This window comes from Paenibacillus selenitireducens (assembly GCF_002021565.1).
Lineage (GTDB): Bacteria > Bacillota > Bacilli > Paenibacillales > Paenibacillaceae > Paenibacillus_K > Paenibacillus_K selenitireducens.
In genome coordinates, this window is the sequence record NZ_MSZX01000002.1 from 134949 (window position 1) to 154533 (window position 19585).

General features: G+C 45.2%; 19 protein-coding genes and 1 other annotated feature. Of the genes, 13 read left to right on the plus strand and 6 right to left on the minus strand.

Annotated features, from left to right (window positions below):
• Positions 1-35: 35 nt before the first annotated feature.
• Positions 36-1121 carry a bifunctional 3-deoxy-7-phosphoheptulonate synthase/chorismate mutase gene (locus tag BVG16_RS04815; protein ID WP_078497418.1) on the minus strand — a complete coding sequence of 362 codons (1086 nt, stop codon included), beginning with the start codon at positions 1119-1121 and terminating at the stop codon, positions 36-38.
• Positions 1122-1212: 91 nt separating this feature from the next.
• Positions 1213-1450: a binding site (T-box leader), on the minus strand.
• 409 nt (positions 1451-1859) lie between these two features.
• Here BVG16_RS04815 and BVG16_RS04820 point away from each other — a divergent pair.
• The 4 genes from BVG16_RS04820 to BVG16_RS04835 all read left to right on the plus strand — a co-directional run bounded on the left by BVG16_RS04820 (position 1860) and on the right by BVG16_RS04835 (position 5213).
• The gene (locus BVG16_RS04820) at positions 1860-2159 is read left to right on the plus strand and encodes a hypothetical protein (RefSeq protein ID WP_078497419.1); all 300 of its coding nucleotides are present in this window, start codon (positions 1860-1862) and stop codon (positions 2157-2159) included.
• 151 nt (positions 2160-2310) lie between these two features.
• Positions 2311-3174 carry a metallophosphoesterase gene (locus tag BVG16_RS04825; protein ID WP_158081620.1) on the plus strand — a complete coding sequence of 288 codons (864 nt, stop codon included), beginning with the start codon at positions 2311-2313 and terminating at the stop codon, positions 3172-3174.
• A gap of 48 nt (positions 3175-3222) precedes the next feature.
• On the plus strand, positions 3223-3963 hold the full coding sequence (locus BVG16_RS04830; RefSeq protein WP_078497421.1) for a metallophosphoesterase family protein: 741 nt from the start codon (positions 3223-3225) through the stop codon (positions 3961-3963).
• 275 nt (positions 3964-4238) lie between these two features.
• Positions 4239-5213 carry a DMT family transporter gene (locus BVG16_RS04835; protein WP_078497422.1) on the plus strand — a complete coding sequence of 325 codons (975 nt, stop codon included), beginning with the start codon at positions 4239-4241 and terminating at the stop codon, positions 5211-5213.
• A gap of 68 nt (positions 5214-5281) precedes the next feature.
• On the opposite strand, the gene BVG16_RS04840 is transcribed toward BVG16_RS04835, so the two are convergent.
• The 3 genes from BVG16_RS04840 to BVG16_RS04850 form a co-directional block, all read right to left on the minus strand.
• Positions 5282-6232 carry a cation diffusion facilitator family transporter gene (locus BVG16_RS04840; RefSeq protein ID WP_078497423.1) on the minus strand — a complete coding sequence of 317 codons (951 nt, stop codon included), beginning with the start codon at positions 6230-6232 and terminating at the stop codon, positions 5282-5284.
• Between the two features lie 198 nt (positions 6233-6430).
• On the minus strand, positions 6431-7246 hold the full coding sequence (locus BVG16_RS04845) for a histidinol-phosphatase (RefSeq protein ID WP_078497424.1): 816 nt from the start codon (positions 7244-7246) through the stop codon (positions 6431-6433).
• A 15-nt stretch (positions 7247-7261) separates the two neighbouring features.
• Positions 7262-8164, minus strand: coding sequence for a LysR family transcriptional regulator (locus BVG16_RS04850; RefSeq protein ID WP_078497425.1), 903 nt, complete (start codon positions 8162-8164; stop codon positions 7262-7264).
• 220 nt (positions 8165-8384) lie between these two features.
• Between BVG16_RS04850 and BVG16_RS04855 the strand changes: the two genes are divergently transcribed.
• Positions 8385-9656, plus strand: a complete 1272-nt coding sequence (locus BVG16_RS04855) for an MFS transporter (protein ID WP_078497426.1) — start codon at positions 8385-8387, stop codon at positions 9654-9656.
• An 8-nt stretch (positions 9657-9664) separates the two neighbouring features.
• Here BVG16_RS04855 and BVG16_RS04860 read toward each other — a convergent pair whose 3' ends face one another.
• A complete protein-coding gene (locus BVG16_RS04860) occupies positions 9665-10624 on the minus strand; it encodes a zinc dependent phospholipase C family protein (RefSeq protein ID WP_078497427.1) in 960 nt (319 codons plus the stop codon).
• Positions 10625-10908: 284 nt separating this feature from the next.
• Here BVG16_RS04860 and BVG16_RS04865 point away from each other — a divergent pair, with 284 nt between their 5' ends.
• Both BVG16_RS04865 and BVG16_RS04870 read left to right on the plus strand, forming a co-directional pair.
• Positions 10909-11364, plus strand: a complete 456-nt coding sequence (locus tag BVG16_RS04865; RefSeq protein WP_078497428.1) for a chemotaxis protein CheX — start codon at positions 10909-10911, stop codon at positions 11362-11364.
• Between the two features lie 91 nt (positions 11365-11455).
• Positions 11456-12235 carry an SDR family NAD(P)-dependent oxidoreductase gene (locus BVG16_RS04870; protein WP_078497429.1) on the plus strand — a complete coding sequence of 260 codons (780 nt, stop codon included), beginning with the start codon at positions 11456-11458 and terminating at the stop codon, positions 12233-12235.
• An 8-nt stretch (positions 12236-12243) separates the two neighbouring features.
• Here BVG16_RS04870 and BVG16_RS04875 read toward each other — a convergent pair whose 3' ends face one another.
• Positions 12244-12504: a YusU family protein gene (locus tag BVG16_RS04875; protein WP_078497430.1), complete on the minus strand. Its 261-nt coding sequence runs from the start codon at positions 12502-12504 to the stop codon at positions 12244-12246.
• Between the two features lie 206 nt (positions 12505-12710).
• On the opposite strand from BVG16_RS04875, the gene BVG16_RS04880 reads away from it, so the two are divergent.
• The 6 genes from BVG16_RS04880 (at position 12711) to ptsP (ending at position 19402) form a co-directional block, all read left to right on the plus strand.
• The gene (locus BVG16_RS04880; protein WP_078497431.1) at positions 12711-14033 is read left to right on the plus strand and encodes a DEAD/DEAH box helicase; all 1323 of its coding nucleotides are present in this window, start codon (positions 12711-12713) and stop codon (positions 14031-14033) included.
• Positions 14034-14108: 75 nt separating this feature from the next.
• On the plus strand, positions 14109-14969 hold the full coding sequence (locus BVG16_RS04885) for a BglG family transcription antiterminator (protein ID WP_078497432.1): 861 nt from the start codon (positions 14109-14111) through the stop codon (positions 14967-14969).
• 281 nt (positions 14970-15250) lie between these two features.
• Complete coding sequence (locus tag BVG16_RS04890) at positions 15251-15730, plus strand: PTS sugar transporter subunit IIA (protein ID WP_078497433.1); 480 nt, start codon at positions 15251-15253, stop codon at positions 15728-15730.
• 46 nt (positions 15731-15776) lie between these two features.
• Entirely contained in the window at positions 15777-17231 is a 1455-nt protein-coding gene (gene nagE, locus BVG16_RS04895; protein WP_078497434.1) for an N-acetylglucosamine-specific PTS transporter subunit IIBC, read from the plus strand.
• Between the two features lie 153 nt (positions 17232-17384).
• The gene (locus BVG16_RS04900) at positions 17385-17645 is read left to right on the plus strand and encodes an HPr family phosphocarrier protein (RefSeq protein ID WP_078497435.1); all 261 of its coding nucleotides are present in this window, start codon (positions 17385-17387) and stop codon (positions 17643-17645) included.
• 20 nt (positions 17646-17665) lie between these two features.
• Positions 17666-19402 carry a phosphoenolpyruvate--protein phosphotransferase gene (ptsP, locus tag BVG16_RS04905; RefSeq protein WP_078497436.1) on the plus strand — a complete coding sequence of 579 codons (1737 nt, stop codon included), beginning with the start codon at positions 17666-17668 and terminating at the stop codon, positions 19400-19402.
• Positions 19403-19585 lie beyond the last annotated feature (183 nt).

Sequence of the window (19585 nt, forward strand, 5' to 3'; positions counted from 1 at the left end):
CCAGAAAGGTACTCGTACACGTATGCCTTTTTTACTCATTGTTCTTTGAATAGACCCGAGGATTTCACGCGATGCCAGAAATCATGGAACTGCTCAATGTTCAACTGCTGCTGTGCATCGGATAATGCAGTTGCAGGATCTGGGTGCACTTCAACCATGACACCGTCTGCTCCGGCAGCAAGCGCTGCTTTTGCACAGGGGACAAGAATATCTTTGCGGCCTGTGGAATGCGTAACATCCACCAAGACCGGTAAATGTGTCTCTTGCTTCAAGATAGGTACAGCTGAGATATCTAAGGTGTTCCGTGTCCATTTCTCATACGTACGTATGCCGCGCTCAATGAGGATGACGTTGGGGTTACCGCCTGCTACAATATATTCCGCTGCAAGAATTAACTCTTCGATCGTTGCAGAGAGCCCGCGTTTCAATACGATCGGTACACCGACCTGACCTGCTGCTTTGAGCAATTCAAAGTTCTGCATGTTCCGTGCACCAATCTGTATAATATCGATATAATTCGCTGCCAGCTCAATATGGCCTGGATGAACAATTTCGCTGACGGTGACCATATCAAGCTCATCGGCAACTTGCTTCAAGAGCTTCAATCCTTCGATGCCTAGACCTTGGAAATCATAAGGTGAGGTCCGAGGCTTGAACGCACCACCGCGCATCACACGGATCCCCGCATCCTTCAAAGCTGTTCCAACGGTCTTCAATTGATCATAGGATTCCACGGAACAAGGACCAGCAATCATCACTTGTGCACTTCCGCCAATCTCCACGCCTTTGACATGTACGATGGTGTTCTCTTGTTGTTTCTTGCGGCTAACAAGCAGAATTTTTTTGTGGTCTTCTTGCTGCAGGTCCAAGGAAGCTTTGAAAATCTGTTTGAATAGATGTTTTACTGTGGAATCTTCGAAAGGCCCCTCATTGTGTTGGACTAACTCTTCAAGCATCTCCCGTTCGCGGACAGGATCATATTTCGGAATCCCTTGCTTCTGTTTGACGATTCCGATTTCCTGGGCAATGACCGCACGCTCACTTAAAAGAGATAATAATTTCATGTTAATGTCGTCTAGCTGATCTCGTAACTGTTCTAAATCTTTACTGTTCTGGCTCATCTCATTCACTCCTTATATTTAACATGCATTTGTACTTTACGTTGTTATCCTTTTCAATCGGGGCCCCTGAACATACAAAAAGGCTGCCTAATCAAGGGACGGTGAAACTCCGTGGTACCACCCTTGTTAGACAGCCGTGTTGGCTTTCTCGCTCAATGCATGGTAACGTCATGCGGACGGATCACCCTAATGAAGGAGGTATTCCTTGTTCAGGGATCAACTCAGGAGCGAACTTCAACAAATCGTTTCCTTCCATGTGCTCTCAGTCGGTCGGCACACGGTCCCTGTAAGGCCGTTGTTCGTTTACTTTTCTCCGTCATCGTCTATGTTTTGTATCCAATTTCCAAATTCGTTTAACCGGTTAATAGAGATTGTAATCGGTGAATTCGAATAATGCAATAGTTTTGTGTAAAGCTTTAATGCTTTATTTGTCCAAAGAGACAGCAGAAGTATGTTGATGTATGACGTCCTTACAGTATATTCATCCTATTCTTGAAGGTTCAAGGTTTTTAAATTCTATTTGGCGATAAAAACGACCTCTACAACGCGGCTGCTCAACCTATTTAGATAGGAGATCATCATTTCATAAGATAGAGAACTAGAGGTAAATGACTTAGGGGCATCCGATGGTTTATAGGTTTTTAGTAAAAATATATGAACCTAGCAGGGCTAGTATCGTGGCAATTTTGCAGTTTTTTATTATATTATACTATCTCGATTGAAAGGGGTAAGGCATAAATGACAACAAAAGTTGAAATTGATTTCAGGCTGAATGCTGGGGAAGGTCAAGGTTTCTATGAAAATTTAAACTTTCCTGGATTAAACGCGTTGGTGCTCGTGAGAAACCAAGGCTGTAGCAATGTTCTGCTCGTCATTACCAGATACGATGCGCCTACAGTTAACTTTGAAGTTCTTGCAAATACAGAATTTGCCGTAGAATTAAGTAATATTCAGACCATTGGTATTCTGAACAATGGTGGTAAACCAGCCAAAGGTGACATTACACTTATTCCTAATTTCAGTCAAAGCAATTTATAAAGTTCAGCCTGAATAACGGCACAGGATCCGTATATCCTGGAAGAGAAAGCTATTCATTAAGGCATTCGACCTTAAGGATGGCTTTTTTCTTTTTGTGGTAAAAAAGGGTATAATGCCAGATAGAGAGGCTAGTGTTGTAACAGGAGGAAACATGGGGAAACATAAGATTTCGCGACGGACATTTCTGAAACGAACGGTTTTGTCGTTGTTTGGTTTGGCATTAACCGGTGGAGCTTATACACGTTTTGTAGAGCCGATCTGGTTTGAAGTTCAACGTCTGAATTTGCAAAGTAAAAGGTTGCCGGATGTGTTCCATAATCTGCGAATACTGCATATCAGCGACATTCATTTTGGGTTCCATATGAACGCTGAGCGGTTACAGAAGATCGTCCATACAATGAATCAGGAGCATGCGGATGTGATTTGTTTTACAGGGGATCTCATTGACGACGGGTTCGTGGATGTATCCTCGGCAATTCCCGTATTGAAGCAGCTGAACGCGCCATTCGGCAAATTTGCTGTCCTGGGTAATCACGATTATCGCCATACGACACCGGAAAAATCGATAGATGCCTTGAAGCAAGCAGGCTTTATCGTATTAAATAATGCACATGTAGAACTACAGCTCCAAGGACAGAAGCTTGCTATTGTTGGTCTGGAGGATTGGTTCGGAGGCAAACCAAACCTGGAAGTGGCGTTACGCGGGCTACGTGATGACCAATATAAAATCCTCATGGCCCATGAGCCGGATCTTGCCGATAAAGCATCCCATTATCCGGTTGACCTTCAATTGTCAGGGCATAGCCATGGCGGGCAAATCCGAATTCCTTGGATGCACTCTTCTCCATGGAATCCCATCATGGGGATCAAGTATCCAAGTGGTCTCTACACATTCCCACATAGCGATTTTAAGCTCTATACCAATCGAGGGTTGGGGATGACCTTCATGCCGATACGTTTTCTCTGCAGACCTGAAATTACGGTCATCACCCTTCAGAATAGCCATCATACGTAAATATTAGTTCGTAAATCATAGGGTATATACCAACAAGGAGGAATTATCGTGCAACAAATCGCAATCATATCAGACATTCACGGCAATCTTCCCGCCCTTGAAGCGGTGCTTCGCAACATTGATCGCAGAGGCATACAAGAGATCATATGCTTGGGAGATATAGCAGGAAAAGGGCCGAACCCTGTGGAGGCTGTCGATATTATACGCGAGCGCTGCAGCCAAGTTGTACGCGGCAATTGGGACGAATTGATTGGTCTGCAAAAGACGGATAAAGAATTGTTCACATGGCATGTAGATCGTCTGGGCGAGGAGCGATTGCGCTATTTGGCGGGGCTTCCGTTCTGCATCGACATGGTGATGAGCGGCAAACGTATTCGATTGCTTCACGCTTCACCGCAAAGCATATATCATCGTGTTCAGCCTTGGGATGATGAGCAGATGAGACTCGCCATGTTCGAGAATACGCCAGAGACCGGGAAGACGGAAGCGGATCTGAAGCCTGAGGTCGTAGGGTATGGAGATATCCATAATGTATTTGTCCAGCATTTGGAACAGCGGATGTTATTTAACGTGGGAAGCGTCGGGAATGCGTTAGATATGACACAGGCATCGTATGCAATTCTCGAAGGTGTCGTAGGAGGTCCCGTAACCGAACCATTTTCGGTGCAATTGGTCCGGGTGCCTTATGACATAGAACTTGCAGTTCAACATGCCCGCGACGCGGGAATACCTGAAGAAGAGATGTACATACGGGAGCTGCGCACGGGCGTATATCAAGGGCTGCAATGAGAAAACCTCGATCAAGGCCTTTCGAAGATGAGCGACCGCAGTAAAAAAAGCTTGATGAACCTGCCAGGTTGGAGCATAATGAAATGCGTGTCTGACGAGACAATGGCATGAAATTGTTCCAATATTGCCCCACTAAAGCTGCAACGTCGTATATTGGATAAATCCAGTATAGGTGCGTGAATTCGTGTCGATGGTGAGGAGTCATATTGCTATATTGCACAAAACCAACATGCCAGTCGGACCTCCCCCAAATCTAAAAAGGTGGCAATCATCCAGTGAAGGCAAAACGTTGGTTTACGCATCCCGCAGGGATTATGATTAGTTCTTTATTAGCGACCCTGTTATGGGGAAGCGCCGTTCCATTTGTTAAATTAAGTTATGTAAGACTTCAAATTACGAAAAGCGATGTGTTCGAACAACTGCTATTCGCAGGGTATCGATTCGCCTTAGCAGGTCTATTGCTGTATCTATTGCTTCAAGTTATTTCATGGAACCAAGCCCGGCAAGGCAAGGTTGATACTGTAAGTCATGAGAAGCTGGGCGTATGGCGACTATCTCGAATTGCGTTAGTTCAGACCTTCCTTCAATACGTATTTTTCTATATCGGTCTGATGCATAGTTCAGGAATCCAAGGAGCCATCATTTCTGGGTCTGCCTCGTTTTTCCAAATGTTATTTGCGCATGCGATATATCGGAATGAACCCTTTACGAGAGGTAAAATTGTAGGATTGTTGCTTGGTTTCGCTGGCGTATTCGCTGTGGGATTCGCACAAGGCGGGGGACTTCACTTCCAATTCGGATTTGGAGAGTTCTGTTTGTTGTTATCTGCGGCCTTTGGCGCGTTCGGCAACGTGCTGGCAAGGCATGAATCCGGGAAGGTATCCGTACTCGAATTAACCGCGAAGCAAATGATGCTCGGGGGAATTGGGCTCGCCGCCATTGGGGTTATTAACCGCGGCTGGATGCCATTTCATTTTGATATCGTAACAGGGGTCATATTCTTCTATCTTGCAATTGTATCCGCAGGGGCTTTCGGATTATGGAATATGGTTATGAAGTTTAATCAGGTCGGCAAAGTATCGATGTATTTATTCTTGATTCCGGTATTCGGTGTGATTCTCTCTTCCTTTATCTTGGGAGAAGCTATACATCTTGGGGTACTGTTTGCGTTAGCTAGCGTAGTATCCGGTATTATCATTGTGAATCGTACCGTTAGGGCAAAGAAAGTCGTACGAGAATTAGCCCAATAAATAGAGCGACCACGAGGGCTGTCTGCAGCTTCGTGAGTCGCTCTTTGTATATTTATACGTATTTAACTCTAATGCGTTAAGTGCGTGGAACTAGCCTTTTGCTTGATGAAGGCTTTACCGTATTCGCCATGCGGCAGGATGTTCGCATTTTCAATTTGAATGGTCGAGTGAGAGATATTGTATTTGGATTGTAATACTTCATTGATCCCCAGAATAATGCAGTACGGTTGAATATTATCGTCCGCGAATACATGGGCAGTTAACGAATAATGTTCCGTCGAAATCGCCCACAAATGCATTTCATGGACATCCTCAACACCTTCCACGTTACGGATGGCTTGACGAATTTCATCCAACTTGAAGTCTTCTGGGACCGATTCCATCAGTATAAGATAGGATTCGCGAATGATCTTGGCGCCGCCGATGAAGATAATGCCTCCGATGACCATACTGATCAAGGGATCGAAGAAGTAGAGTCCTGTGAAATAAATGATGATTGCGGAAATAATGACCCCTACGGAACTCAGCAAGTCCCCAATAAAATGCCATAATGCGCTTTGAACATTTAAATTTTTCTCTTCTTTCATACTGCGGCTGAGCACGATCGTTAATACAATGTTCACAATCAGACCAATGGTTGAAATGATCAGCATGAGCTTGAAATCAATGGCCTGCGGCTCAATAAACCGGCGTATACCTTCCACAAAAATACCGATGGCGATTATGGCTAGGGCTAGACCATTCAGGAACGAGGCAATAATTTCGAATCTCAGGTAACCAAAGGTAAATTTCGCGTTCGGCTGCCGGGTAGCTAAATAGATGGCCGTCATACTAAGCCCGAGGGCCAACACATCCGAAATCATATGGGCAGAGTCGGATAATAGGGCTAGCGAATGGGATAATATTCCGCCGATAACTTCAACAATCGTGAAGAATAACGTGAGCAGGAGTGTAATCCATAACGTTTTCTTTGATGCGCTTTGTTGTTTGACATGACCTAAATGGTGATAGTCGTACATGTCGTCACACTCCCTCTTGTACACATAAATAGGATAGAATTAACATCGTGATAACATTTTGTTACACAAATGAAATATTTCTGTTATCGCACCATAATGTTGGCAGGTTAATATAACTAACAAGACCCCCTTTTAATAAATATACATTTGGGACCTACCTCGGTAGGTCCTCTTTTTTTGTTCTTTTGTAAATATCGCTTAAAGGGTTACCCGCTGCTTCTGTTTCTGTTTAAAATATACCCATGACGTAAACCCGAGCTGCTTCAAGCGAGTTCGAACTTGTTCCCATTCATCGCCGACACGGCTTGGAATATGAGCATCCGATCCGAATGTTACATCCACGCCATAGAATAGGGCACGCTCTAGAATCTCATCGGACGGGTACCAACCGCCAACTAGTTTGGTCTTTCCTGAGGTATTGATCTCGATCGCCACGCCGCATTCACCGATCACTTGGAGTGCACCGTCAATGGATTCCGGCGCTTGAATGCTAGAAAAATCAGGATAATTGGCTTTCATGGCATCGATATGACCGAGAATTTGGAAGATCCCGCTTTTCGCAGAATCCCGTATGAGTTCGTAATAATGCGCTTTCTCCTTCTTATGTTCAGCGGCACTTAGATCTTTCCAACGGTTTTTATTGAATATACTGATCCCGCGCGTCAGATGTACGGAACCAATTACATAGTCAAAGGGGTACTCCGCATATATTTGTTGATAGATGGACGCATATTCTGGAAAAAAGTCTGATTCTACGCCTAGCAAGACGTCAATTTGACCTTCATACTTGTGCTTTAACTGCAGGACTTCATCCACATAATTCACAAATTCGCTTTTTGCCATTGCGATCCCGGGGTGCAGCTGCTCTTCATCAGCATAGAAGTAGGGGGAGTGGTCGGAAATGCCGATGACCTGAAGTCCTTCACGAATGCCGGCCTGAATGTAATCTTCGATGTTACCGTCTGCGTGACCGCAGCGGAAGTGGTGGGTGTGCAAATCAAATTTCGTTGTCATATGGATTTCGCTCCTTTACTCCGAACTGATAAATTGGGTTTCAGGCATCCCTTTCAGATCGCTTAAAAACTGCTGCATCGCAGAGTTGAGGTATTTGCCTGATTTGTAAATGACGCCCACAGGATGTGCGGTTTCAAATTCGCTTACTTTTATCATACGCAGGGTACCCCGACGCAGCTCACTACCGATCGATAATTTTGAAATAATGGCAGCGCCCAAGTTGAGCTCGACCATCCGTTTTATTTCTTCGCTGCTGGACAACTCCATCACGATATGGGGTTGAATATTGTAATTTTTAAAAACCTGATCAGCAAATTTACGTCCTAAGGTATCCGGTGACAGCACGATAAAAGGAGTTTCGCGTAAGGCTTCCACAGTTGTATGTTTTAGGTTGCCTAAAGGGTGATCCGGGGCGACCACAAGCTCGAATGTATCGTAGTACAACACCGAGGTTTCTAGATTTGGATTGGATTCCGAGAGATAGCCGATCCCGATATCGACCGTTCCACTTTCAACACTAGCCATGATTTGAATGGATGACATGGTAAGGATGGAGGTCTTAATCAGCGGATATTGATTCTGAAAATAGGACAGTACGCGCGGTAAAATTTGAATCGCGATCGAGGTGGTTGTTCCAATGGTAATGTGACCTTGCGGAATATGGCTTAAGTCATTCAAACGTTGTTTGAGTTCTCCGACGATCTTTAGTATTTTCTCCGCATGTTCGAGGAATACATGGCCTTGATCTGTCAGAGTGACAGGTTGGTTACGATCAATGAGGACAGTCTTGAATTCATCTTCCAAGCTTTTAATCTGAGCTGAAACGGCTGGCTGGGTTAAGTTCAACAACTCTCCAGCTTTCCGGAAGCTCGTTGTCTTGGAAATGGTGATCAGTGTTTCAAGTTGACTAATGTTCACAGAACCCCTCCTTGTATATATTTTATTTATCAATCTAGACCGTTCTAATAAAATAATTATATTTCCCATTCCAGATGTTTATCTCACATTATAGGTTAACTTTCTGCAATGATCAATATTTGCCGAGCAGGAAACGCACAGATGGCTGTCGAAAATTTCTAAGTTACTGTAAAGCGGCAGACAGGTATGAGGAGTTGCATCTTATAAAGGAGGGTTCACATTGAATCGGAAAATAATGCGCAGCTGGATGATGTATGATTGGGCCAATTCGGCCTTTGCTACGACGATGATCGCTGCTGTGCTGCCGATTTTTTACCTGTCGGTTGCGGCGAGTAATTTGCCAGAGCATCAAGCATCAAGTTATTGGGGATTTACACAGACGATCGCCATGATCATTGTAGCCGTGATTTCACCCATTTTGGGAGCGATTGCAGATTCATCCCGCAGCAAGGTACGGTTTTTGCGCGTATTTGCGTATACCGGCGTGCTAGCATGCCTGCTTATGGCGTTTACAGGTACAGGAGATTACATCCTTTTATCTTGCTGTTTTATCCTAGGGGTGGTCGGTTTCTCTGGAGGGAATACGTTCTATGACTCCATCTTAGCAGATGTTGCGCCGATTGAGATCCGGGATGAAGTATCCGCTAAAGGGTATATGTTCGGATATATCGGCGGAGGGGTTCTTCTAGCTATCAACATTGTCATGTTGGAAATGTGGGAGAGTCTCGGATTTCCTAGCAAAACCGTGGCAACGCAAGTGGTCTTCGTGACGGTTGCCGTATGGTGGTTCTTATTTTCGCTTCCGATCTTCCGCAATATTAAAGATTTGGGTGCGGTACAGAAGAAACCTGTGGGGTTCTACGCAAAGGATGGATTCCGCCGTGTATTTACAACATTCCGCCAGATTAAGCAATACCCCGAGCTGCTCAAATATTTATTTGCCTTCTGGTTCTTTAATGACGGGATATCCACCATTATCAGCATGGCGACAATCTATGGGAAGACGATCGGTATTGAGACGAGTCACTTGATCATTGCGCTTTTGATCACCCAATTCGTGGGGATTCCTTTTACGTATTTGTTCGGTAAAATTGCTTCGAAAATGGGTTCGAAGAAGTCCTTGTACATTTCGTTATGCGTCTATGTGTTAGTCGTGTTCTTAGGGTATTTTATGACGAGCGCCTTGCATTTTTATGCACTCGCATTTATAGTCGGCATGGTGCAAGGGGGAAGCCAATCGATTGCCAGATCGATCTATAGCCGATTAGTTCCAAAGGAGCGTACGTCGGAGTTTTTTGGTTTCTTAAGCCTATCTGACAAAGTATCGGCGTCCTTAGGTCCTGCGCTGTTCGGCATAGTCAGCTTGCTGACCGGTTCTACGAGACAGGCGATTCTCTCGCTGCTCGTGTTCTTCATCGTCGGCATCTTCCTGCTGACGCGGGTGAATATAGCGAAGGGGATGCGCGAAGCATCCCCTTCAGGAGAGGCGTAGCAGACCGATCAGATGATCGGGTCTGCTACGCAGATCTGCAAGCCGCTGTCACACGGCTTGCCATGTTCATAAGAGCGGTTGCCCACGGCGTGGGCCAACCGCTCTTTGGCTTGCGCCGCAGCTGGGCTGGCGGCGCCGCTCTGCCGCACAACCGCCCAATAGGCGGTTGTGGCGGCCACGACAGCCGCCGCGTCCACGCGCGCGGCGGCCCATTGGTCCCAGACGCTCGTCGTATACGACGCGTCTGTCCCGGTGGGGTCGCGCCAAGGCTTGCGCGACTCATTCAACACATCCAGCGGCTTGACTGGCCGCTTGTACACGAACGGCTCAATCTGCCCAAAGGTCAGAAGCCGTTTGATCCCTGTGGGATCATGGAAAAGTCGCTGTGCGGCGGTCATCTGCCGGTTGGCTTCATTCCATGCCTTCCGTCGTACACGCACCGCCAGCTCCGGATAATACTTCCTAGTTACTTGTTCGAATAGATCTACAATGGCATCCGGGAACCGTCCGCCAGTCTCGAATTCCTTCCATACGGGCGTTCGCCAGGTTTGCTGATTTCGTTTCTGATCTACGATGAGGGTATCCATCCATACTTCAAACCGTTGATGATCCCATTTCTTAAATCCCGATCGATAGAACACGTAAGGATGCACATTCCGATCGAGTACGTGATGGAGGACAAACCCAAGGGTGTAGATCAGTGCGGGATCATGCAGCTCCCGCTGCGCGACGCCTTCGATCATATCCAGGAGCAGCAGGCCGCAATGCTCGCTATGCATGGCCGAACCTACCTCATTCATCGTTTTATCTTTTTGCCAGGGGAGAAAGTGATGATAGAAGAGAAAGTCAGGTCCTTGGCAGCCCATACGGAACATCCGAAGGTTCTTCGGCTCCGCAAGCATCCTTGTCAGTTCCATTTCCTCGAGCACTTCTTCGCCAAAAACAAAATGTGCCCATATGTTCGGCATATTCTGCACGTCCTTTTCTGGAATCTAGTTCTTTCGATTCTAAAGATAAGTATAAAATTTCAAACGATAAAACCGATATAATCATATAGTACTAGTATTTTGGGATCGTTGTCAGTCCAAATTACTAATTATTTAAGGGGGTATCGTTCGGATATACCAAAAAAATCCTGCTTTTGAGGTGATTTTTTAACGAGTATCAAGTATAATTATTAACAATAGTCGAATCCATATTATTAATGTCGAATTATCGGATATAATGTCGAAGGACGGGGGAGAATCTTTTCATGAAAGCGGAATATATTAATCCATTTTTGGATGCAGCCATAAATGTGATTGAACAAGTGATTCAGATTCGTCCAACTACAGGACAGCTTCAAATTAAAGAAGTGCAGGTTTTCGATCAATATGTATGGATTGATATCGGTATGACTGGTCAAATGACAGGCAATATCGTGTTCGGTCTTCATGAATCTGTCGCTTTAAAGATGGTGTCTGCGATGATGGGTGGTTTTGTACTGACAGAGTTGGATGAAATCGGACACAGTGCGATCTCGGAGTTAGGCAATATGATAGGCGGAAATGCAAGTACCATTCTATATAACCAAGGGGTTAAGGTTGATATTACCCCGCCAAAAGTGTTACAATCAACAGCAGGGCACTTCAATGCCAAGCAAGCTCTTTCGGTTCCACTCATGATGGAGGGAATTGGCGACTTGGATATTCAGGTCCTCATCAGTTAGATGAATAGAAGATCCATATGGTTCATGTATACATACACGATAGACATAGCTCCTTAGTGGGGGCTATTCTTTTTTTTAAGGGGGTTTTTTCGTGTTCACTTTTCAGGATAAAATTATTCTTATCACAGGAGCTTCAAGTGGTATTGGCGCCCTGATGGCACAGAAGCTTGCGGATCGCGGCGCCATTCCGATTCTTACGGCACGTTCGGTTGATAAATTGCAGGAGCTGCAGTCAAGAATTCAGGGAACGAGTCGGATTATCCCAATGGATGTGACGAACGAGAATCAAGTGAATGCGGCTGTGTCTGCGGTGATTCAGGAGTATGGGCGCATCGATATTCTGATCAATAATGCAGGTTATGGGGTGTTCGAGACGTTCCTCGATACATCCATATCAGAGTTCGATACGATGATGGATGTCAATTACATGGGCATTGTGCGTTGTACGAAGGCGGTCCTTCCCCATATGGTAGCTGCGGGACAAGGGCATATTGTAAATATTGCATCATTAGCCGGCAAGATTGGTTCTGCCAAATCGAGCAGCTATAATGCAACGAAGCACGCGGTGCTGGGATTAACGAATGCGTTGCGTCAGGAAATGTACGGAACAGGCATCTATGTGACCGCGATTAATCCAGGCCCTATCGATACACCGTTCTTTGAGAAGGCGGACCCTAGCGGACAATATGTGCAGAATGTGAAAATGTTCCTTTTGACACCAGATCAGGTCGTCAATAGCATGATGAGGGCCATCGAGAAACGAAAAGCGGAAGTGAACTTGCCATTTGCCGCAGCGGCAGGCATTAAGCTATATCAAATATTCCCACGGCTGGCTGACAAGTTCGCTTATAAATTAATCAATAAAAAATAACCGTTAGCTTAAGACTCTTGCTTCGAACCTTTCGCGCGGTGAGCCTCATTTAGCTGCTTCACTTCCTCGAATAAAGCCCGCACAGCGGCTTTCGCCTCCGGATGCATTGCTGTCCAATGCTGCGTAAGATTCGGCATCGTTTTGTGCATTTGGTTGTATAAGGCCCATACTTTTATTTTTTCGACTTGCTCAGGGGTTGCTTCCCCAATCAGAAGTTCTGTATATTTTTCAAGGAGACCGTCAAACTGATCAATAAAGGAATTTTCCATGAATTCAACCGCCTTTTATTTTTTGTGGTATGTATACAACATTTTAACATAACAATGACCCAAGGGGATGAGAAAAACCTTTACCCTCGGTTCACTCGAAGATGAGCGACCGCGTTTAGAGGTGGTTTTTATCGCCAAATAGAATTTTTTAATTTCGATACATCGAAATATTTATAAATTCTATTGTGGTAAAGAAAGGAATTCACATGACAACATTTAAAGACTTACAGGTCGATTCACGCCTTGTAGCACAGCTCACGACCGAACGTATAGAAACCCCGTCCAAGATTCAGGAGGCGGCGATTCCCGTCGCTTTGGAAGGCAAAGACGTGATTGCACAATCACAGACCGGAACCGGGAAGACGTTAGCCTATTTGATTCCTATGCTGCAGCGGATTCAACCCGATTTGAAGCAATTGCAGGGCTTGATTCTAGCACCAACCCAAGAGCTTGCCATGCAAATTTTCCGGGAAGCAGATAACTATGGCCAGACCATGGGCATTACGGTTCAATCCTTAATTGGCGGCGCGGCAAGCAAACGTCAGCTCGAGAAGCTTAAGCTTCATCCGCAATTGATAGTAGGTACACCAGGGCGTGTCCTCGAAATGATTCGTAATCGTAAAGTGAAGATGCATGAAGTTCGTACGATCACCGTTGATGAAGTGGATCAAATGTTCAAATTGGGTGCTGCGGGCGATACCGAGGCCATTTTCAAGACGGCCTTACGGGACCGCCAATTATTATTCTTCTCCGCGACGATGCCTGCCGAAGTTCGTGATATTGCCGATGCGTGGATGCGTGAACCGGTTGAAATCGGTATTGAAACGGACCAGAAGACCTCTGCTACGATCGAGCATTATTATTTTGAAACGGAAGAACGGAATAAAATCGATACGCTGCGCAGAATTGTCCGTTTATATAAACCGAAATCAGCGATTGTTTTCGTGAATGACATTGCTTCCATCGCGGAATGGGTAGCGAAGCTTCAGTATTTGGGATTATCGGTAGAACCTTTATACGGTGAAGCTGATAAGCAGGAACGTGCGAATGTGCTGCGTCGCTTCCGCGAAGGTCAGGTTCAGCTTCTCTTAGCCACGGATGTTGCTGCGCGCGGGCTGGATATTAAAGAGCTTCCGATGGTGATTAACTTTGATCTGCCGATCAGCAGTGAGCATTACGTGCATCGTGTAGGTCGGACAGGGCGTATGGGACATCAAGGAATGGCGATATCAATCTCCACACCGAGGGAACAATTTATTATCGAGAAGTTTAATCGCCAATTGGGAATTCACATTACCCCGCAAGCGATGTACGACGGAAAAGTGTTATCGAGAGAATCCGAGGACAGACCAGTCCGTAAACCAGTCGCAAAACCAACCCATAAATCAACAACTGCCCGTGCAGCAAGCAAACCGACGGTACAGACAGCAGGGAACCAGAAGAACAGCAAGTCGAAATTGAGCCGCGATAAAGATCGTAAAAATGCAGGGGCACCGAAGTGGTTAAAAGCCAAAACCGATCCAAAGTGAAGTTTTTGATTGACGGGATGGGTGCCTACTCATACAATAGGACTCAAAAACTATTCAATCAAAGGGTGAAGGAACATGAGTGAATCAAACCCGTTCATGATTCAAAGGGTGATTAGTAACAATGCCGTACTAGTATCACTGGAGAACTCTAACAAGGAAATTGTTCTGATGGGCAAGGGCCTTGGATTTGGTGCGAAAACAGGCATGACTTTGCTTCCTTCAGACCCTCGTATCGAAAAGAAGTTCAGAATTGACGGTGAAGAATCGAGAAATCAGTTCAAAGCACTAGCTGAGCAAGTCGACCCGAAAGTGCTGGATGTGTCTCAAGAAATCATTTCGTTGATTACGACAGAATTTAACTCGGAATTGAATGAGCAGATTTTTATCGCATTGCCAAGTCATATTCAATTTGCATTATATCGACTAGAAAATCAGATCGATATCGCCAATCCATTTATCTATGAAATCCAAGCACTTCATTCCAAGGAATTTGCACTTGCTCAGAAGGCGGCTGACCTGATTGAGAAAAAGTTCAATATCGATATCCCGGAAACCGAGGTTGGGTTTCTAGCGATGCATATTCAATCGGCCGTGTGTCATATTTCCGTAGGGAATATCGTAAAATGGACACATGTGATTCAAGATGCGGTTGCCTTGATCGAAGAGGAGCGGGGGTTTAAAATACCGCGAAGCAGTCTGGATTATATCCGACTGATTACCCATTTGCGATTTGCAATCGAACGACTTACGGATGGCCAGAAGTCTCCAAATCCTTTCGTGTCACAGCTTCGTGATTTGAAGGAAGAATATGCGCTGGGCTTAAAAATCGGCAAACTGTTGGAGGAACGTCTTGGCGTCAGTGTTTCGGATGATGAAATTGGATATGTTGTGATGCATTTGTACCGGTTGTTTCAGCATTATGGGAAAAAAGGCTGAGGCACAGTAAGAAATTGGTCGGAAAATGTCGTTGACGAATCAGTTAACCTGTACTATACTACAGTTTGTAAACACGAAGTAAGCGATTTCCTAATCACAAGCTTTACTTTATCAAATAAGTCCATATCATTGTGTTATTTAGCGTGCGACTAGTAACTAGGCATGAGCTAAGTGAGACAGAAGAGTTTTGGTACCCTTCTTTCTCGCTTAACTCATGCTTTTTTTGTTTTATTTTAGGGCATGCTACACATGGACAAAAATTATCATAAGAGGTGGATTTTATGTTTTTCAAAAAGAAAAAAACAGTTGTATCGTTAGTATCTCCAATCACAGGAACATCGGTATCACTTGATCAAGTACCTGACCCAGCGTTCGCGCAAGGATTCATTGGTGACGGTGTTGCTATAAACCCAACACAAGGTGTTCTCGTATCCCCGTGTGACGGCATTGTCGCACACATGATTGATACGTATCACTCTTGTATCATCGGCCATGATTCGGGCGTTGAAGTGTTGATGCACATCGGTGTGAACACGGTGGAATTGAAGGGTGAGGGCTTCAAACCGTTAATCAAAACGGGAGATCAGGTTAAACAAGGACAGCCTTTAATTGAATTCGATATGGATTTCATTCAATCCAAAGGTTATCCGATCATTACACCAGTCATCATGGCGAACGCAGAAGTAGTTGAGAACTTAACGAAGTCGACTGGGGAAATGAAGGCTGGGGAAAGTAAGGTTTTAGAAGTGCAAGTGAAGTAATGCAGTGAAGTACTTAGAACTTTAAAAACGTAGGAGGGAACGTTTCATGCTTGCATTCTTGCAAAGAGTAGGTAAGTCCTTGATGCTTCCGGTGGCAACACTTCCGGCGGCAGCAATACTAAATCGTTTTGGTGCGATTGACTATATTAAAGACTTTCATCTAGGAGATTCCGTAGGGGGATTTTTAAATCAGTATGTTGCTCCGTTTCTTGCAGCCGGTGGGGGCGCGATCTTTGATAACCTGGCGCTGATCTTCGCTGTTGGGGTTGCAATCGGCTTTGCGGCAGATGCGGTAGCAGCATTGTCAGCCGTTATCTCGTACCTCGTGTTGACGAACGTGTTAGGAAAAATGCCTACCGCTTTCGAATTCATCGGTAAAGATACGAAATTGGATATGGGGGTTATCGGTGGTATTATCGCCGGGGGGATCGCCGCATTCTTCTACAACAGATACCATAATATTAAATTGCCGGATTGGCTCGGATTCTTCAGCGGAAAGCGGTTCGTTCCGATCATCACTTCCCTTGCTATGGTTCTTGTTGGTATTGTGTTTGGTCTCATTTGGGGGCCGGTTCAAGGCTGGTTGGATACGTTCGGTAACTGGGTTGTTGGATTAGGGGCTATCGGATCCGGCGTCTTCGGTACAGCAAACCGATTGTTAGTACCTTTCGGTCTACATCACGTAATCAATTCGATCGCTTGGTTCCAAATCGGATCCTTCACGGATGCAGCGGGTAATGTGGTACATGGCGATATTCACCGTTTCTTCGCTGGGGACCCGAATACAGGTCAGTTCATGACCGGATTCTTCCCAATCATGATGTTCGCATTGCCGGGTGCGGCGCTTGCCTTCATCCACACAGCGAAACCTGAGAAGAAGAAATTAGTGGCTTCAACATTCGTAGGTCTGGCATTTGCATCGTTCTTGACAGGGATTACAGAACCCATTGAGTTCGCGTTCATGTTCATCGCACCTGTACTATACGTAGTGCATGCAATCTTAACAGGGGTTGCCGGTGTTATCATGAACTTGCTGGATGTTCGACTAGGGTTTGGTTTCTCAGCAGGTTTGATCGATTATCTTGTGAATATCCAATTGTCTAAAAATGCCTGGATATTACTTCCGGTAGGCGCTGTGTTCTTCCTGGTCTACTACTTCTTGTTCCGTATCCTTATCGTGAAATTGAACTTGAAAACACCGGGACGTGAAGATGATGATGAGACCGCGGATAGCAACGTGCCTGCAGGTGCAGCGAATAGCCCATTATCTGAAAAAGCTGTTCATGTTCTTGGTAATTTGGGCGGTAAAGAAAATATCGTCAGCACCGATGCTTGTATTACGCGTCTACGTCTTGTCGTGAAAGACGATAAGCAGGTCAATGACGCTGAATTGAAGAAATTAGGTGCAGCAGGCGTTATGCGTCTAGGTGGCGGCGCCGTTCAGGTTGTATTCGGTACACAATCTGAAATGTTAAAAGACGAAATCAATAAAAAATTGTAAAATAGTAAGGTCACGTCTTTGAAACCATATACAACAACATAGTGCCACGGGCGATACATGAAGCAAGATTTTGCTCACGTGGTCGCCCTTAGCACGTTTTTTATCCTACAGATAGATACCAGAAAATGGACAAACACAAAAGGAGTGGAAGACATGCAACAAACATTCACAATCAAAAACCCAACAGGTGTACACGCAAGACCGGCAGGAGCTATTTTAAAGAAAGCAAGTACTTTTGCTTGTAAAGTGGAATTAGAAAAAGCAGACGGTACACGAGTGAGCGCCAAAGGAATGGTTGGCATTTTGAAATTAGGATTGAAACAAGGGGATCAAGTAACCGTGATTACAGAAGGTGACGGCGAGGCAGAAGCATTGCAAGCTGTTGGAGAAGTGATCGAATCCATTTTTGAATAAGCTGGAGGGGGATGAAAGCAATGATTCTAAAAGGTATTGCTGCAGCTCCTGGTTACGCGATTGGACCTGTGTTCGTTATGAAAGATAATCAGGTTAAGGTAGAGCGTAAGACATTGTCAGCACCAGAAGCAAAAGCAGAAGTCGTGCGTTTTTCGGAAATCGTCAATCAAGCGATTGAGCAAGTGAAGGAAATTCAAGAGCAAGCCCGTGAGAAGATGGGCGATGAGCAAGCTGAAATCTTTGAATCGCATATTCTGGTGCTTCATGACGATGAATTCGTAGGTCGTACCAAAGAAGTGATTCTGGAGAAGAACATCAACGCTGAGGCTGCTTTAGCTGAAGTAACGGAAGAGCTTGTTGCTTTCTTTGAAGGCATGGATAACGAGTATATGAATGAACGCGCAGCAGACTTCCGTGATTTGAACAAACGACTGCATGGACTATTAACTGGCGCGAAACAAGCGTCATTGTCTGACTTCGAAGAACCTGTCGTCCTCATTACGGATGACTTGACGCCATCCGACTCAGCCCAATTAGATCGCGATCGTGTTGCAGGGTTCGCTACGAATATCGGCGGTAGAACATCACATTCTGCCATTATGGCAAGATCGATGGAAATCCCTGCTGTTGTTGGTCTAAAGGATGTAACGGAACAACTACATGACGGAGACATCGTCATTTTGGATGGAACGACTGGAGATTTGATTGTGCACCCTTCAGACGAGCAGATTGCGGCTTATCGAGTGAAAAAAGAAAATTTCGCGAAGCGTAAAGCGGAATTCCACAAATATATGAATGCAGCTTCCACCACGGTTGACGGGCATACCGTTGAGCTCGTTGCCAATATTGGAAACCCAGGAGATGCGCATAACGCACATAAGAACGGAGCGGAAGGGATTGGATTGTTCCGTACCGAGTTTTTATACATGGGTCGTCCGAACTTCCCAACGGAGGAAGAGCAATTCGAAGCTTATAAAGAAGTGGCGGAGACCTTCGGGAAAGATCACCCGATCGTGATTCGTACGCTTGATATTGGCGGAGATAAAGAGTTAGATTATCTTGAACTTCCGAAGGAAATGAACCCATTCTTAGGATACCGTGCGATTCGTCTGTGCTTGGATGAGACGGATATGTTCAAGACGCAGCTTCGTGCCATTCTTCGAGCAAGTGCATTTGGTAATGTGAAAATCATGTATCCGATGATCGCAACGATTGTGGAACTTCGTGCAGCGAATGCCATTCTTGCGGAAGTAAAAGCAGAATTGGATACAGCGGGCATCGCATACAATAAGAATCTCGAAGTGGGTATTATGATCGAAATTCCAGCGGCAGTGCTGGTATCGGATCAATTAGCGAAGGAAGCCGATTTCTTCAGTATCGGTACCAATGACCTTGTTCAATATACGATGGCGGCTGACCGGATGAACGAGAAAGTATCCCACTTGACCCAACCGATGAACCCTTCCGTTCTTCGATTGATCCGTATGGTGATCGAGAATGCGCATCGTGAAGGCAAATGGGTTGGCATGTGCGGAGAAATGGCCGGCAACCTTGTTGCCATTCCACTCTTGTTGGGACTTGGTTTGGACGAGTTCTCGATGAGCGCAAGCTCCGTGCTTCCTGCGCGCGTATTGATGAGTAAGATTTCCTTGGCAGATGCGAAGGAAATCGCAGCGAAAGCTCTCGATATGCAGACTGCGGATGAAATTCAACAGTTCGTACAAGACTCTTTCCCAGTCATTGAAGAGTTACTATAGATCGAATAAGGCTTATAGCCAACAGTCTAGTCTTTAAAGAAAAAGCACTTCTTCGTAGTAAAAATGCGAAGAAGTGCTTTTTTTTTTACCACAATAGAATTTATTAAAGTTTCGACGTATCGAAACTTTAATAAATTCTATTTGGCGATAAAAACCACTCATGACGTCTCTCGGCCTCACCAC